This window comes from Bacillus sp. F19 (assembly GCA_023823795.1).
Lineage (GTDB): Bacteria > Bacillota > Bacilli > Bacillales > Bacillaceae > Bacillus_P.
The window spans coordinates 2,365,758-2,381,652 of the sequence record CP085710.1; the positions used below are offsets into that span (position 1 = coordinate 2,365,758).

Genomic DNA, 15,895 nt, shown 5'->3' on the forward strand with positions numbered 1-15,895 from the left:
CCTCTACAAGAGATTATATACGGACGTGTATCCCAAACTTTGTATTACAATTCCAGAAATTCTAGAATGATACTTTGTCTTTTAAAAAAAAACAATTTGAAACAGTAAACACTCGCACAATCTACCTGTAGGGAGCAGAGTTATGACTAAAAGATCTCAAACTTCAATTAGTAGAAGAGATTTCATTAAAATATCAAGTGTTTTTTCAGATATAGCCTTGCTTCAAGCATGTCAAATTAAATTCTCAAATGTATTTGAAGGTACTTCTATTAACAATCCAAAGAAAAATGTCGTGATTGTTGGAGCAGGAATTAGTGGTTTAGCTGCAGCTGCACATCTTTCCAAAGAAGGAATAAACGTAACTGTACTAGAGGGGAGAAATAGAATAGGTGGAAGAATATGGACGGATCGTTCCATAGATAACATTCCATTAGATATGGGAGCTTCTTGGGTTCATGGAATTAAAGGTAATCCTATTTATGACTTAGCTAAGAAAAACAAAATAGATACATCTATAACTAATTATGATTCGCATTGGATTTTCAACTTTAATGGTGATGAATTAAGCGAATCGGAAGAAATAAAGTTAAAGAAACAATCAGAAAAATTTGTTGAATTTATCGAAGAACAACGTTCCAATTTGCATCAAGATAAGTCTCTTACCAGTTTTATAAACCACTTTATTACAGAAGAAGATTTATCTGAAAAAGAGCAACTGTTATTGAATTATTATGTTAATACTACAATAGAACACGAATATTCTGGAAGTAGCTATAATCTTTCTGCCTTAAACTTTGATAGTGGTGAAGAATTTCTGGGAGAAGATGTAATATTTCCAAACGGATATGACCAAATAATTCAGTTGTTAATTAAGGATATTAAAATAAATATAAATGAACGTATCTATAAAATTAACTATGAAAAAGATTTTGTGAAAGTTTATTCAGAAAAAAGTTTATTTTCAGCAGATTATGTAATTGTAACCGTTCCTCTTGGTGTTTTGCAGAAGAATGATATTTTGTTTATTCCTGAATTGCCTGAGCAAAAGAGAAAAGCAATAAATAAACTAGGAATGGGGATTTTGAATAAGATTTATGTTAAGTTTCCAAATGCTTTCTGGAGTAAGAAACCTCACTTATTGGGATATGTTTCTGAAGATAAAGGGCAGTGGGGAGAATTTTTGAATATATATCATTACCTTAATGAACCTATTTTACTTGCTTTGAACGCAGGAGATTTCGGTAATGCAGTGGAAAATAGGCTTGATCAAGAAATTATTTCAGAGCTGATGATTATTTTAAGGAAAATATTTGGTCCTTCTATTCCAAATCCTATCTCTTGGAAAATTACACGGTGGGGGAAAGATCATTTCTCCTATGGAGCATATTCCTTTATTAAAGTAGGAGCGTCAGTCGAAGATTATAAAATACTCTCAGAATCAGTTAACAATAAATTATTTTTTGCTGGAGAAGCTACTGTAACTGATTATCCAACCACTGTTCATGGGGCCTATCTTTCAGGAATTAGAGAAGCTAATAAAATCCTCGAAGAAATTTCCAAATAACAGATTAGCAGAATTTGTAGAGAATAATCAAAAAGTAGGGGAAGAACATTACAAAAAATTAATTGAACATGCATTTGTTAGCATGGTTTGTAGTGAGGCTAAACTTATTGTACTTTGCAATTATGATGATTAGTCCTGCAACGGCTCGAAATAACTCTGATGCCCATGACATATATCCTGTAGGCTTGATAACAGACCATATAAGAACTACCGTAACAACCAGTAGTAAAAATAGATGAATCTTTGTACTTCTAAATTTATTCACTTTTTTCACTTCTAAAGAAAGGTTATATACTTGAGTATTTGAAAAACAGCAGTTGCCGTACAGACCAAGTGAAATCATCCATCAATTCCAAATGGATATTGTTTAATCATAAGCTAAATTGCAAATCCTAAATTTAAAAAGAAATTAAGTAAGGGTGTGCATTGTGAGAAAAAAAGTGCTATTACTATCGGAAGCCATTGGTACTGGCCATACAAAAGCTGCGGAAGCGTTGATGCAAGGAATTTCCCATATTGCTCCTTCTATCCATACAAAAGTTTTAGAGGTAGGGCAGACACTTCATCCTTTTACTACAAAGCTGCTGGTTAACTCATATCTCAAAATGATCATACAGTCTCCTTCATTATGGCGGAAAATGTATCACTATAACCAAAACAAGCCTCTTTGCAATTGGAGGAAATTTGCCATTTATCAACTGTTTCATCGCCATATTGAAGCTCTTCTTAATCAGGAAAAACCTCACCTTATTATCTGCACCCATCCATTCACTAGTTCATCTGCATCCCGACTAAAGAGGCTGGGTCATCAGTTTACTCTTTGCACTTTAATAACAGATTTTCATGTTCATGGTGCATGGGTTCATTCTGAGGTAGATGTCTATTTGGTATCGAGTGAGGATGTGCATGATCAATTAATAAATATGGGGATTCCCAAAAATCGTATTGCTGTCACGAATTTTTGGACCAAGAAAAATAAACAGGAAATGCGAAAAAAATTAAAATTAAAAAACATTCCTTCCGTAATGATCATGGGAGGGGGATTGGGATTAGGCGGAATTCAGAAACTTGCCCATTCTCTATTGAAATGGAAAGAAAAAATTCAGGTAATAATATGTACTGGAAACAATGAGAACCTTAGAAGTTCCTTATCAAGAGATGGAATGTTCCATCATCCTCATGTTCATATTTTGGGGTTTGTTGATCGTATTGACGAGTGGATGGACGCTACTGATTTCCTCATAACAAAACCTGGTGGATTAACCTGTTTCGAGGCATTATCAAAGGGGCTGCCTTTATATATATTTCAACCGATTCAGGGTCATGAAGAAAGAAATTGCGATTTTTTAGTAAATAATCATTTGGCTATTAAAATCGATAACACAATTGATATCGACAATATAATCGAAGAATTACTCTTTTCTCCCCCAAAAATGCAGGTTACACATGATAGAATGATGGAATTTCAACAAAAAGCAGACTCGCTGGCAAGCGCCGAATTTATTGTTGACCTCCTTTTTCGATCAAATGTACCTGCAAATATTCGATGTCAAAATAAATAATAACTGTTCTCTAATTGAGTAAAACGAATCAACCTTTTGCATAATCTAGTATGTATTGATAATACCGATGCGGATTAGTTTGATGCTTGGCAAAGAAATGATATGTTTTTTGATAAAAGTGGTTTTCAAAATGTTTTTAAAATTAAACCACCCTATCATATTCCAAGGGTGGTTTAAACTGCATCCGCTGGTTTCTCTATATTTTCTGAAACTTTATCTAAAATCGATATAGGAATTAAATTGTGAATCGTAATCTCAGGGCGGCTTCCTACTCGAATATTCACTCCGGTTTGCCCTAAACCTTCACTTATATAAAACGGTTTTCCATCGTGATGATGCAAACCTTTTACCATGTTCATCCGAACTAATTTTCCCATTTTAATTAAATGATATGGTTTTGGCCAATGAATTTGCCCGCCGTGAAAATGACCAGAAAGCAAGTAATCAAAATGATTGTTTTTCATGCTAAGAACTATATTCGGATCATGCGTTAATACAAGATTATAGCCATTCAAAATTCCACGATATGATTTGTCAATGTCACTTCGATTTGTACTAAAGTCATCGATCCCAATAATGTTCAATCGCTCGCCATTAATCATGAGTACGTCATTCTCGTTTTGCATGGTTTTACATCTATATTCCTGTAATGTTTGCTTTAAATTAAGGAAGTCGGGATGACGCAGTACATAATCATGATTCCCAAAAACTGCATATATTCCGTGCTTTGGTTTTAATTCATTAAACACTTTTAAATAAGGAACTAACTTTGGGATGCTTCGTTTTCGGTCTAAAAAATCACCTGTTAAAGCAATTAAGTCAATCGATTGATTTCGAAGACTTTTATATAGTTTTTCAGGAGTAATAGATATATTTTCAAGATGCATATCGGAAATATGCAATACGCGAACTTCTTTTGATTGATCAGAAATGGCATTATTTATTGAAATATTGTTAATCGCAACAGTTTGAGTATTTTTATAACCTTTATAAAATAATAAAAATATGAAAATCGCAATAATGAGTGGTAACAAAATAAACAATGATATCCCCTCCTCCAAAACAATTATAGGCAAAAGGAGGGGGTATTGTAACCTGTAATTAATGGAGATACTTCCAGTGACATTATTTCTGCACAAACTGTCAAAATCATTTCAGGTGCACTCAATGGATCAGTTTCTGACAATTAAAATTCTTTTGTTAGAATTTCTCTTATATGTTTCCGTATTTTTTTAATAAGGAATTCTTTGACATAAATAAGTAGTTTGGAGACGGAATTTTTTGCCGTTTTGTTGATCGTCTTGTTGTTGAAATGTAATATATGGGAAAAAACGCCAATTGTTTGAAGAGGTTATAGGTGGGACTCAAAATAGTGAAAATCTCAAATCCTAACCTTGTACACCCCTTGTTAAGCAAGGTTATGCCAATAATCCCTTTAATCTCATCTATATCTTTATGCTGGTAAACATATGTCGCTAAATGAGGTAATGATTCTTTTACCCTTTTATATAATATCATGGCTTTTTTTAGATCATTGTCAACAGTTAGGAGCTCTTTTAATAATTGAACATTATGAAGATGAATTTTCACGAGTACATCATTCTTTTTGATCATGGTTCCATCTGATAGAACCACTTCATGGCCTTTGTAACGTGTCAGCCTTACTCGGAATAAAGCGGGCTGCTCTTTCGTTTTTAAGTATTGCAAACGAGTAAATGAAAAGTACAAAGGGTCTAATATACTCCAAGCTGAAAGTATATAATGCCTTATTCTCATGGTTCTTCTCCTTGTAAATGGTGTTAAACCCTTTTTTATTAACTCTAATTATTTTAACTAAAATTCCTCGATAATATGATGGAAATTAGAGGGGAGGTAGAATGATTCCTCACGAATAACACAAACTACTTTAAAATGAACGGGGGAAATAATTCGTGATAAAGGTACTTTTCTTGCCATTCTTGCAGATATCCTCTGGTCATCATCATGTAGCAGATGGAATGATAGAATCCCTATCTGAAAAAAATGGCATATTTGACTGTGAAAAAATTGATATTTTATCTTATCGTTTCGGAAAAATAGAAGCTTTAGTGTCATCAATTTATTTAAAATGGATCCACCTCTTTCCTAGGTTGTATAGCTGGATATATCGAAAATCCGTTTATGAAAATGAAATGGACCATAATCGATACCGCATGTATGAACACTTGTTTTTACTTTCGATGGAAAAATTAATTGAAGAAAAAAAACCTCACCTCATAATATGCACGCATGCATTGCCTTCTTATATGCTGAGCCAATTAAAAAGGAGGAAAAAGCAAACGATTCCTGTCGTCAATGTTTATACCGATTATTTCATTAATCACATATGGGGAATCGAGGAGATCGATTATCATTTTGTACCAAGCAGAGAGTTAATGGACTATTTAATAGACAGGGGAATTGAATCTGAGCGGATTTTTGTAACTGGGATACCAATCCATTCAAAGTTAAAGGAATTGAAAAAGGAAACGAAAGAACGTAACCAATTTTCGATACTAATTTCAGGGGGTAACCTTGGTGCCGGAGCCATCCAATCATTTATTCAAAAGCTTCATCCGGCAGGTAATATTCATTACCAGGTTTTATGCGGTAAAAACAAAAAACTTTTCCAATTTATTACGGAGATGAATGATCCAATGATCATTCCATTATCATACATTTCATCAAAAGAGGAAATGAATCAATTGTATCATGAGGCGGATGCGATTATAACGAAGCCCGGCGGAGTCACGATAAGCGAATGTTTATTTAAAAAAATCCCTATTTTTGTGTATCATGCCTTGCCTGGTCAGGAGGAAATCAATTTATGCTATCTGAAGAAGCAAGGTCTCGTGTTTCAATTAGAAGATTGGAATTCACAATCTAATCTTGAAGAACAAATTCTATCCATATTGGTTTGCGAACAACATCAAAACTCGTTAAATGAACAACTAAATGCCTATCATCAACAACTATCAAAGCAGGATCTATCAGTAATGATTGAAAATATTTTAACTAAGCATAGAATATAGGCCATGTCTAACATGAAATATCTTTTCAAATAGAAGGGATCAATATTCTCTCTAGCTCTTTATAAAAAGGGATTTTGTTGTAATTTAAATTATAGGGTGTGAAGAAATGGCACCGGAACAATCTCAGAAAAAAAGAATCGTCATGCTTATGATTGATACATTAATGGATCCATCTATACAGGCTGCAATTAAGAATGGAAAAGCTCCAGCCTTAAAATTTTTTATTGAAAATGGCCGATACTTCTCAAATCTTGTTAGTCCATTTCCAACTATGTCAGTCAATGTTGATAGTACTTTATTAACAGGTGTATATAGTGATAAACACAAAATCCCAGGCTTACTTTGGTATAACGAAAAGGAAAAAAGAATTATCGATTATGGTGGTGCGTCTTGAAATTCACGGGTTATTTTTCTCCATCCTTTTGACTCTGGTTTCATATTCCAATCACCCATAATAATCATTGGATGAGGCGTCTTAAGATGTTGGTTGACAATAAAGTCGGTTTGCTTTTGATGCAGAATGGGATTAAGGCTTAAATGGGTTACATTGATTTGAAATAATTTTTTGTTTATCTCAATCGTGGCGTCGAGCAATGACCTTCCTTCGATGAGTCCTGGTATGAAATTAAAAAGATGCCTCTTTTCGTTTACGATTGGATAGCGAGACAGAAGGGCATTTCCATACTGCCTTACAATCGTTGAGTTTTTAGACGTTATAGACAAAGAAGGGCTGAAAGTCTGATTCATGTTTAATTGTTTTGCAAGCCAACTAATCTGGTCTTCATAATCACTTCTTTTTGAAAAATGCTTATCAACTTCGTTCAGTTTCATCCTGATGGGGATTATTCCGATGAGTATGAGCAATCTTGGTTTATAGAGGGGGAAAAGGAGATCTTAGACCTCACCATTACAGATAAAAGTATCGTATATGGCGATTACCCTGATGCCTTAGCAAGATTATATTCATCTTTTTTCTCGCATGAGGGTGAATTTATCATTGTAACCGCAAAACCTGGTAATGAATTCTTAGGGGAGAGTTCTCCGACACATGTTGGCGGGGCAAGTCACGGAGGTTTGCACAAACAAGATTCTTTAGTGTCCATGATTGTTAGTGGTACCGATTCAATTCCAAGGCATATGCGCATATTAGATATTAAGGAATGGCTTTTGACGTTAATCTCATAAAAATACCTTATAGCTTTCCTTTTAATTCGAAAATGATCGTTAATTTACCAATTATATTTTCCCTCTCTTATCACACAATAAAAATGTCTTCAAATGTAATTGTATGACAAGGAGGATAATGGATGAACAATTTTCAAATGCTTTCTTCAATCTTTAGAAGGCGTCCCATGATAGTATTGTTACGCCAGTGGTACATTCTTGTTTCATTTTATTCGTAAAGTTTATTCATATATGATTCATATTTTTCCATAGATGATTGATCTATTTTCTTACTTACATGAGCATAAACATCTGATGTAATTTGAATGCTCCCGTGTCCAAGGCGATTTTGTACATATTTCGTGTCTGCACCTGATTCTAATAATAGGACTGCATGAGTGTGTCTTAAAGAATGAATGGGAAGTTGATCAATACCTGATCTCTTTAATATTCTGTTGAATGCATTGAAAAGAGAAGACTTAGGTAACGGACTTTGGTTGAAATTGCAAACTCCACAACAGACCTTTAATTTTATAGGGGGTAAGTTTCTAAAGAATCGCCCCCAAGCAGACATTGATCATGGGAAATCCATTAGCAAGTGCAGAATTTATCGTTAACAAACTTCTTTGAAAATTTTTCAAAAAGAAATTAGATGTCTAAATAAGAATCACCCTAAAGATTTCCAACATAATCAAATCATTTTTTGTAAAAACTAGATATTGGAAGGTGAAAAATTCATTTTCCAATTCTTTTTAAGGAAGTGATTGAAATTGAATAATTTTCAGTGGATTAATACGCTTTTTAATTTAGGGAGAAGCCAACCCTTTTTAAATATGTTTGGCAGAAGAAGAAGAAATAGAGGGATGGTCTGGGCTTCTATAGTAGGTTTAGGAATTAGTGCAGCTGTATTTGGATTAAGAAGAAATCAAAACAGGAATTTATTGAGCCCCATTCAAAATTTAGTTAATAATTTTCGACAAAATAATTTACAAAATCCTGTTTCAATTTCAAATAAAACTGCATTTGCTGAGTTTTCAAATGAATTAACACCAAATATAAATATGAACAAAAACAAATAAACAAGAAAGCCCATTTAATCGATCATAAAATAAGTTAATATTCTTATTTCATCGGAAACCGATTCTAAGTAAAAATGATCAAACTTTTTTATAAAACAGTGATTACATTAAACATAATAAGAGCCTGTTTTGATCAAACTTTTTTCAAAAACAGGCTCTTTTATATTTGGTAAATCAACGTTAATAGAACTACTTTTAATCAAACATTTTTATAAACCAACAAAAGTAGTTTAATTTACAATAAAGTCGTTTAAAAAATAATAAAGTTGTTTAAAAAACGACAGTCATGCTATTCAACAATCGGGCCAGATCGTATTATGAGCTTAACTAGTTATTTCTGGTTGACCTCTTTTTTATGAGGATTATTCTTGAAGTAGCCGGGGTAGAACGTACGGGCCAGTGGGACTTGATCCCGTCCGCAAAACTGTTCACCCCCTACTTGTAGAAACATGTGTGAGGCTGGTTGGGACATTGATCTCGTATAACAAGCGAAGAAATGATACTACAAGGGTGTTTAGGGGTACCGGCAATTATAAGTCTCTACTTTTTTCTCCATAAAAAATACCCCCTCCTAGTAGACAGATTAATGCCCTTTTTTAAAAGTGTCTACTATTACGGGAGCATACCAATTCAAGGAAAGCGCCCGATTGTGGAAGAAGATCATTACATTTAACATTTTTCTACATTAAAACACAGGCGGGGTAACTGAAAATAATACAACTGCATCTTGACTAAAATTATTTTCCCATTTATGTTTCAAATTTGCTGGTATTTTCACACTATCACCAGCATCTAAGAGATATTCTTCTTCACCTAAATACACCTTAATTTTTCCTTCCAAAATAAATGCTACTTCCTCGCCTCTATGTTCTAGAAGATTTTCTGACGAAGAAGTATTCGAAGGAACTTTCATAATCGCTGTTGCTAAATTACCCGTAAAATTAGGTGACAATAACTCATAAGACAAATTATCAATGATCATTTTCTTACGTTTACTAGACCTAACGATTAAATCCTCCGTAATTGTTTCTTCAAGTAAAAAACTAAAAGTTGGAACATTCAGGGTTTTAGCTAAGACCTTTAGGGTTTGAACTGAAGGATTCGCCAAACCTCGTTCAATTTGGCTTAACATTGAAGGTGTAATTTCAGCTAATTTTGCTAACTCTCTACTACTCAATCCTTTAGCTTTTCTATATTTTTCAACTTTCTTACCAATATCTATATTTTCCATAATCGATACTCCTCAACGAAATGTTAAATTAAATTTAAATAAATTAAATTAAAATTAACATAAAGATAATTGTGTGTTAAACTGTATTAAAATTTATTTAATTATAATTTATAACACAACTCGTTACAAGAAAATTAGGAGGATCAAACAAATGAAAGAGATTGAAAGCAAAGAAATACAAACATGGAAAGACCAATATCCTTTACTAAACAAGCTCATTTCGATGGATGAAGTATTTTGGCTCAATCCAAATGTCGAAAAATTTCAAACGGGAATTAAAAAATCCCCACTTACTCAAGAAGATGTAAGAGATGCAGAGGAAAGGTTGAAACGTTTTGCTCCATATATCGCCAAGGTTTTCCCTGAAACAAAAGGATCGAATGGTATCATAGAATCTCCTTTAGTGAGAATTCCTGCCATGAAACAATCCTTAGAACAGGATTATCAACAACCTATATTAGGAGAATTATTACTAAAATGTGATAGTCACCTTCCTATATCAGGATCTATTAAAGCAAGAGGCGGGATTTATGAAATTCTCAAACATGCAGAAGAATTAGCTTTTCAACATCAATTGTTAACGATTCAAGATGATTATTCGATTTTTGATAGTGATAGGTTTCGAACCTTTTTCTCACAATATTCAATCGCAGTAGGCTCGACTGGAAATTTAGGACTTAGTATTGGCATCATCAGTGCAAAGTTAGGTTTTAATGTTTCTGTTCATATGTCAGCTGATGCAAAACAGTGGAAAAAAGACTTGCTTAGAAGCAAAAATGTCAAAGTTATTGAATATAAAGCTGATTATAGTAAAGCTGTAGAGGAAGGTCGAATCCAAGCAGATAGTGACCCAACATGTTATTTTGTGGATGATGAAAATTCTCACGACCTATTTTTAGGATACGCAGTAGCTGCATCTCGATTGAAGAAACAATTAGAAGAGCTAGAGATAATAATAGATGAAAATCATCCTTTGTTTGTTTACCTTCCTTGTGGAGTAGGTGGAGGTCCTGGAGGCGTAGCTTTTGGTTTGAAATTATTGTATCAAGACCATGTTCACTGTTTCTTTGCAGAACCTACCCACTCACCGTGTATGTTACTCGGTTTAATGACTGGACTTCATGATAATGTTTCTGTACATGATGTTGGTATCGATAATGTAACAGACGCGGATGGACTTGCTGTAGGAAAGCCATCTGGGTTTGTGGGTAAAACTATGGAACCTTTTTTAAGTGGTAATTATACGGTTAGCGATGAACAGTTGTATAAGTTGCTAAAAGAACTAGTCGATACAGAGGGGATCCATTTAGAACCTTCTGCACTAGCAGGCATGATAGGACCAAGTAAATTATGTAAAGAGGGCATCGATTATTTACAGAAGCATAGTTTAACGGAAAAGATGAGTAAGGGTACACATATTATTTGGGGGACTGGTGGAAGCATGGTTCCTGAAGAGATGATGACACAATATTATCAAAAAGGGTTGAAATTAGCGTTAGAGGAACAGAAGTAATTTAACACGGGGTAGTTTAACCCCGTGTTTTTATGTTTGAAATTTCAGTTCTTGTTAAACTCCCTCGGTAAGCTGAGGATTTCTAACGAATGCTCGCTTATTCGATATATCATTTAAGAAAAAAGCGGTGGATTTATATCATTAAAAGAAGAATTATGCTGCTGTTTCCAGAGAATTAAACATTCATCGAAAAAACATACAACGGTGGGTTAAACAGTTTAGAGAAGATGGGATTGTTGGTCTTAGAGAGAAACGCGGAAGAAAAAGTGGGTTTGGTAAAGTCTCTTTATCTACCAATGAAAGTCCTCAAAAGAAAATAAAGCGATTAGAAGCTGAGAACGAACTGTTAAAAAAGCTTTTAAATATGTGAAAGGGAGAATTGATTTAGAACCTAGTAACCTATTTCAAATCATTGATGATTTATCAAAACAAACTCATTCTATACAGCTACTTTGCCATCTGGCTAAAGTATCAAGAAGTGGATACTACAAGTGGGTAAAGCGAAAAGCATAACCTTCGGAAAAGCAGGTAGAGGATGAGAAATTAAAGCAGCAAATAATAGAATGCCATCAGAAACATAAGGGCATCTATGGCTATAGAAGAATACAAATTTGGCTAAAGAGGACCTATGATATTCACATTAATCACAAAAAAGTCCAACGATTACTAAGTGAGCTAGGTATTAAAGCAATTATCAGGAAAAAACGAATTTATTATGGTAAGAAAGAACCTTTTCTTATCTCAAATAATTATTTAAATAGAGCCTTTTACGCTTCTCGCCCTAATGAAAAGTGGGTAATTGATATTACGTATCTCATTTTCAATGGACAGAAACTATATTTGTCTGCCATCAAAGACCTATATAATAACGAAGTTGTTGCGTACCAAATTAGTAGACGCAATGATTATAAACTAGTCTTGGATACGTTTAAAAAAGCCATAAAAGGAAGGAATGTAAAAGGAATCCTTCTCCATAGTGATCAAGGATACCAATACACGTCCCATAACTATAATCAGCTACTCACAATAAATAAAATGAAAGCTAGTATGTCTAGAAAGGGCAATTGTTGGGATAACGCTAGTATGGAAAGTTTCTTCAGTCATTTAAAAACAGAGTGTTTTAACCTGTATACTTTTAAAACTTCACAAGCTCTTTCTCATAGAGATCTCTGATGGGGAACATCTTACAGATTACATGACGGAAGGAGATCGTATATGTCTTTTGATGTCATAATTATCGGTACTGGAACGGGTAATTGTATTGAGAAGGGAATTGTTCAAGAAAATGGCGCTTTAATTGAAGAATATAGACAAAAAATTATTAAACTTTTTTATAAAAAGGTGTGCCTATAAAATATGTTTAGAGACGTTTTGATCAATCTTCTTTCAAAACAGTCTTTTTTATTTTTACTAAATCAAGTTGGCTAGTTCAATCAAACTTTATTTTAAACCAACAGCAGGGCAAAGAAATAAAAGAAGCCTGTATCAATGATTACTTGGTAATCTATGATACAGGCTTTTTAATTCAATAGTTAATTGTAATTATATATATTTAACATAAAGCCTGTTGCAAGTTGCTGCCGGAACCTTTAAAGATCGTCTGGTACTTTTCTGACAAAGTATAAAAATTACAAAAGGAAGCCGAATGGCTGCTCACCTTTCAATCTTTTATTCTAGAAAGACCCCTTTACAAAGGAGTTTCCAATCAATCACTTTATTTTTCTATTGTTACAATACTCTCTGCCATCTCTGGAAAATCAATAAATGGGTTCCGATTGCCTTGAAGTTCATGGATAGCTAGGTTGCGATGCTTTTCATAGATGGATACCGGAAATGTTTGATGCCATTTTAGCAATAAAGAGACATTCTCTAGTTCTTTTTTAATGGTGTTTGGATAGCGAATTAGGAAATAGAGTGTTGCTCTGGCAACGATTCCTTTGCCGTATTCTGGTTCGAACTTACTTTCTTCAGCCTTGCCGCAGCCATCTTTGATTCCAAGAATCCATCCTTCACCTTCAGGGACATAATCGGGGAAATCATAGTAAGGATGGTTGCTGCGACTGCTATTGCAGGTGGGTTCGCAGGCAAATAGATGATGCAAGTCTCCTCTCATCGGTTCTTTTTTATCGAACCATGATTGAGGAACTACATGTTCACAGTTTAATAGATCTTCCGATAAGCTGTCGATTAACCCTTTTGCCTGCAATTCATGGAGCCGAATATCCTCCTCTATGACAGAAAGTGGATTCATCCCTTTTCCAGAATAAAGGCTTTTTAATGAACCGTTTTCCTGCAAATCAACCCATGGGTACACATAACGGTGCGGGCTGTAGTTTAACTGATCTGTATGTGTTTTTTTAAGCAATGTATGAAGGCTGTCTGACAGATTAGCATCCGTGAATGAAATGCTCTGATAGTATTGGTTCCTGACTTCCTTATCATTCTTTTCGTCATAATAGGGTCGATTTTCTTTATATTTTAAAAAGTCTGACTTGGCTGTTTCCCATTCACTGTTTAGCAATTCTAGCTTTTCCATTATATTTTCAACGCCTGATAATTTTTGGTTGAACACATCCGATAAGTAGTCCTCTGCTGTTAAGTACAGCAAACCGTTGCCTTCGAGTTTTGGCGAGTTTCCTAGAGGAACCGTTCTCTTTATTAATTGCGCATACAGCTCAGGCTCTGTCAAATTTCGCTCAAAGTTTTTGTTGGCAATCTCTTTAATGAGCGCAAGTGCACCGGATATATGCGGTGTTGCCATCGAAGTTCCGCTTAGTTTTGCATACTTTCCGTTTAAATGTGTTGAAAGGATTTCTTCACCAGGAGCTACTAAGTCGACTTCATTATTCGAATTTGAAAATTCAGAATAATCGTGTTGCAGATTAATGGCTCCGACGCTGATGACTTCATTGTAGCAGGCAGGATAGGCCAATTCATCTGAAGAATCCAGTCCATCTCCCTCATTTCCAGCAGCACAAACTACTAGAATTTGCTTAGCGATTGCGTTTTGAATAGCATGATGCAACTCAGATACATCCTCAGAACCACCAAGGCTCATGGAAATGATATCCGCCTTTTGTTCAACTGCATAGTTAATTCCATTAATGATCCAGTCGTATTGACCTGATCCATTTTTATCAAGCACCTTTATAATCAGTAAACTTGCTTCAGGTGCAACCCCAACTACTCCTGTATCGTTATGGACGGCGGCAATTGTGCCAGCCACATGGGTTCCATGGCCATTAAAATCAGTGTATACATCAGGATTTCCATTATCATCACCAGTGAAATTCCGTCCCCCGATAATTCGCTCACTCAAATCAGGATGGGTGACATCGCAGCCTGTGTCCAATATTGCAACCGTGATTCCCTTCCCTTTCGATTTCTCCCAGATTTTTGGAGCCGCAATAAGCTCAATACCTTTTGGCACCTCATACACCGATTCGACCTCTGCATTCACTTGATAAGGAATTAAATGTAATTTCCGCTCCATTTGTATCCCTCCCAGAATTAAGTTTCTGTGTATTCTTGGTGTTACTAATAGTTTAACAATTCAGAATCCGTATAAACAGTTACAATGGATGTGTTTTTATCGAACGAATGTTCTTTCGAAGAAATGTACTTAAACTAAAGTAGCAGTTTAGCTGAAGCAGACCTAATGTACAGTTTGGTCGAACGATGATGCAAATAAAAAGATGCTTTTCTTGAATAAAGAAAAGCATCTGATTGTTTTATATCCAATGTTACAACCATTCATGGGATTCATCCGCAAACTTTTGAAGGTAATTCATAAATAATCCTGCATGATAACCGTCGCAAACAGCATGGTGAACCTGTAAAGAAACTGGAAGGAACTTAACAGTTTCCATTTCCACAATCTTTCCTGCTGTAACAATTGGTAAAAGATAATTGTTATCATTATTAATGTTGAGATTAAAAGCAGTGAATGAACTCCAAGGAATCATTGATATATTAAAAGTATTATCAGGAATAGGAGTTTTAGGAAATAATTTTCCAGCATCATTATATTCATTTATATCAGCTTCATAATTTTTATGAAACTGATTAAAACTATCAAAAGTGTTAGTCCAAATACTTGAGAAGGTTTCTGAAACTTCATCAAATATTGTATAACTTGGGTTCATTTTTTCCCAATATCCTAATTTTCCTTGATTATTGAAACAAGTTCTATAAGCACTATTTGAATTTATTACTTTTGTAACCAAATATATAAAACAAGGATAAAATTTATATCCTCTTTTCTTGATATTTTTGTAAAATATACTAATATCCAAGTCAACTGTCATACTAAATGTTGTCTGCTGATTCAAATAATGCTCAAAATATTCTTTTCGGTGCCATTTCTCTATATCAATCATTTTAAAACTCATTTATATGCCTCCTAAATATGTTTTGGATGATAATTAGGAGGCTAATTTCTCTGCTTTTTTCATTAATTACACCCTTATCTAATTTTATCTATACATAATTATAACAAATACTCGCTACTCCTCAAATTAGTATCCGTCAACTATGTATTATCCTTATTGAATTATAGGGGGCTTTCCTTTAATAACGATCTTCAGCAATCAGGCGCGATTGTGGAACAACATAGGTAGAAAATGATCAAACTTTATATAAAAGCTACATTAGCGAGATTAATAGCAAACCATTTTTGTTATAGTTGGCACCGAAAATGTTATAGATGCACCGTTTTTGTTATGGTTAGTAC

Annotated in this window: 15 protein-coding genes and 4 pseudogenes; 10 read left to right on the plus strand and 9 right to left on the minus strand. The window is 34.2% G+C overall.

All coding sequences use genetic code 11. The features are described from left to right. Positions 1–142: 142 nt before the first annotated feature. Positions 143–1,564, plus strand: coding sequence for an FAD-dependent oxidoreductase (locus LIT25_11980; GenBank protein ID USK35939.1), 1,422 nt, complete (start codon positions 143–145; stop codon positions 1,562–1,564). A gap of 88 nt (positions 1,565–1,652) precedes the next feature. Here the strand turns inward: LIT25_11980 and LIT25_11985 are convergent. Beyond that, positions 1,653–1,829 (minus strand): annotated as a pseudogene (locus LIT25_11985) (DUF2238 domain-containing protein). A gap of 163 nt (positions 1,830–1,992) precedes the next feature. Here LIT25_11985 and LIT25_11990 point away from each other — a divergent pair. Then, complete coding sequence (locus LIT25_11990) at positions 1,993–3,126, plus strand: galactosyldiacylglycerol synthase (GenBank protein ID USK35940.1); 1,134 nt, start codon at positions 1,993–1,995, stop codon at positions 3,124–3,126. Positions 3,127–3,299: 173 nt separating this feature from the next. On the opposite strand, the gene LIT25_11995 is transcribed toward LIT25_11990, so the two are convergent. Together LIT25_11995 and LIT25_12000 are read right to left on the minus strand one after the other, a co-directional pair. After that, a complete protein-coding gene (locus LIT25_11995) occupies positions 3,300–4,169 on the minus strand; it encodes a metallophosphoesterase (protein ID USK35941.1) in 870 nt (289 codons plus the stop codon). Between the two features lie 169 nt (positions 4,170–4,338). Continuing rightward, complete coding sequence (locus LIT25_12000; GenBank protein ID USK36251.1) at positions 4,339–4,896, minus strand: hypothetical protein; 558 nt, start codon at positions 4,894–4,896, stop codon at positions 4,339–4,341. Between the two features lie 161 nt (positions 4,897–5,057). Here LIT25_12000 and LIT25_12005 point away from each other — a divergent pair, with 161 nt between their 5' ends. Further along, positions 5,058–6,176, plus strand: coding sequence for a UDP-glucuronosyltransferase (locus LIT25_12005; protein USK35942.1), 1,119 nt, complete (start codon positions 5,058–5,060; stop codon positions 6,174–6,176). Between the two features lie 106 nt (positions 6,177–6,282). Then, positions 6,283–6,558: pseudogene (locus LIT25_12010) on the plus strand (alkaline phosphatase family protein). Here LIT25_12010 and LIT25_12015 read toward each other — a convergent pair. Next, on the minus strand, positions 6,552–6,923 hold the full coding sequence (locus LIT25_12015; GenBank protein USK36252.1) for an endonuclease/exonuclease/phosphatase family protein: 372 nt from the start codon (positions 6,921–6,923) through the stop codon (positions 6,552–6,554). The pseudogene LIT25_12010 and the gene LIT25_12015 overlap by 7 nt on opposite strands. Before the next feature lie 99 nt (positions 6,924–7,022). Between LIT25_12015 and LIT25_12020 the strand changes: the two are divergent. After that, a pseudogene (locus tag LIT25_12020) lies at positions 7,023–7,361 on the plus strand (alkaline phosphatase family protein). Between the two features lie 208 nt (positions 7,362–7,569). Here LIT25_12020 and LIT25_12025 read toward each other — a convergent pair. Next, complete coding sequence (locus LIT25_12025) at positions 7,570–7,914, minus strand: tyrosine-type recombinase/integrase (protein ID USK35943.1); 345 nt, start codon at positions 7,912–7,914, stop codon at positions 7,570–7,572. 196 nt (positions 7,915–8,110) lie between these two features. Between LIT25_12025 and LIT25_12030 the strand changes: the two genes are divergently transcribed. Beyond that, positions 8,111–8,419, plus strand: coding sequence for a hypothetical protein (locus tag LIT25_12030; protein USK35944.1), 309 nt, complete (start codon positions 8,111–8,113; stop codon positions 8,417–8,419). Between the two features lie 685 nt (positions 8,420–9,104). Here LIT25_12030 and LIT25_12035 read toward each other — a convergent pair. Continuing rightward, positions 9,105–9,650 (minus strand): XRE family transcriptional regulator, encoded by a 546-nt coding sequence (locus LIT25_12035; protein ID USK35945.1) that lies wholly within the window; start codon positions 9,648–9,650, stop codon positions 9,105–9,107. 151 nt (positions 9,651–9,801) lie between these two features. Between LIT25_12035 and LIT25_12040 the strand changes: the two genes are divergently transcribed. The 4 genes from LIT25_12040 (at position 9,802) to LIT25_12055 (ending at position 12,516) form a co-directional block, all read left to right on the plus strand. Beyond that, the gene (locus tag LIT25_12040) at positions 9,802–11,163 is read left to right on the plus strand and encodes a D-serine ammonia-lyase (protein USK35946.1); all 1,362 of its coding nucleotides are present in this window, start codon (positions 9,802–9,804) and stop codon (positions 11,161–11,163) included. A 181-nt stretch (positions 11,164–11,344) separates the two neighbouring features. Beyond that, entirely contained in the window at positions 11,345–11,533 is a 189-nt protein-coding gene (locus tag LIT25_12045) for a helix-turn-helix domain-containing protein (GenBank protein ID USK36253.1), read from the plus strand. Positions 11,534–11,718: 185 nt separating this feature from the next. Then, a complete protein-coding gene (locus LIT25_12050; GenBank protein ID USK36254.1) occupies positions 11,719–12,336 on the plus strand; it encodes an IS3 family transposase in 618 nt (205 codons plus the stop codon). A 42-nt stretch (positions 12,337–12,378) separates the two neighbouring features. After that, positions 12,379–12,516 carry a hypothetical protein gene (locus LIT25_12055; GenBank protein USK35947.1) on the plus strand — a complete coding sequence of 46 codons (138 nt, stop codon included), beginning with the start codon at positions 12,379–12,381 and terminating at the stop codon, positions 12,514–12,516. Positions 12,517–12,877: 361 nt separating this feature from the next. On the opposite strand, the gene LIT25_12060 is transcribed toward LIT25_12055, so the two are convergent. The 3 genes and pseudogenes from LIT25_12060 to catA form a co-directional block, all read right to left on the minus strand. Continuing rightward, positions 12,878–13,699, minus strand: coding sequence for an endonuclease (locus LIT25_12060; protein ID USK36255.1), 822 nt, complete (start codon positions 13,697–13,699; stop codon positions 12,878–12,880). A gap of 36 nt (positions 13,700–13,735) precedes the next feature. Further along, positions 13,736–14,656 (minus strand): annotated as a pseudogene (locus LIT25_12065) (S8 family peptidase). Positions 14,657–14,906: 250 nt separating this feature from the next. Continuing rightward, positions 14,907–15,554, minus strand: a complete 648-nt coding sequence (gene catA, locus LIT25_12070) for a type A chloramphenicol O-acetyltransferase (protein USK35948.1) — start codon at positions 15,552–15,554, stop codon at positions 14,907–14,909. Positions 15,555–15,895 lie beyond the last annotated feature (341 nt).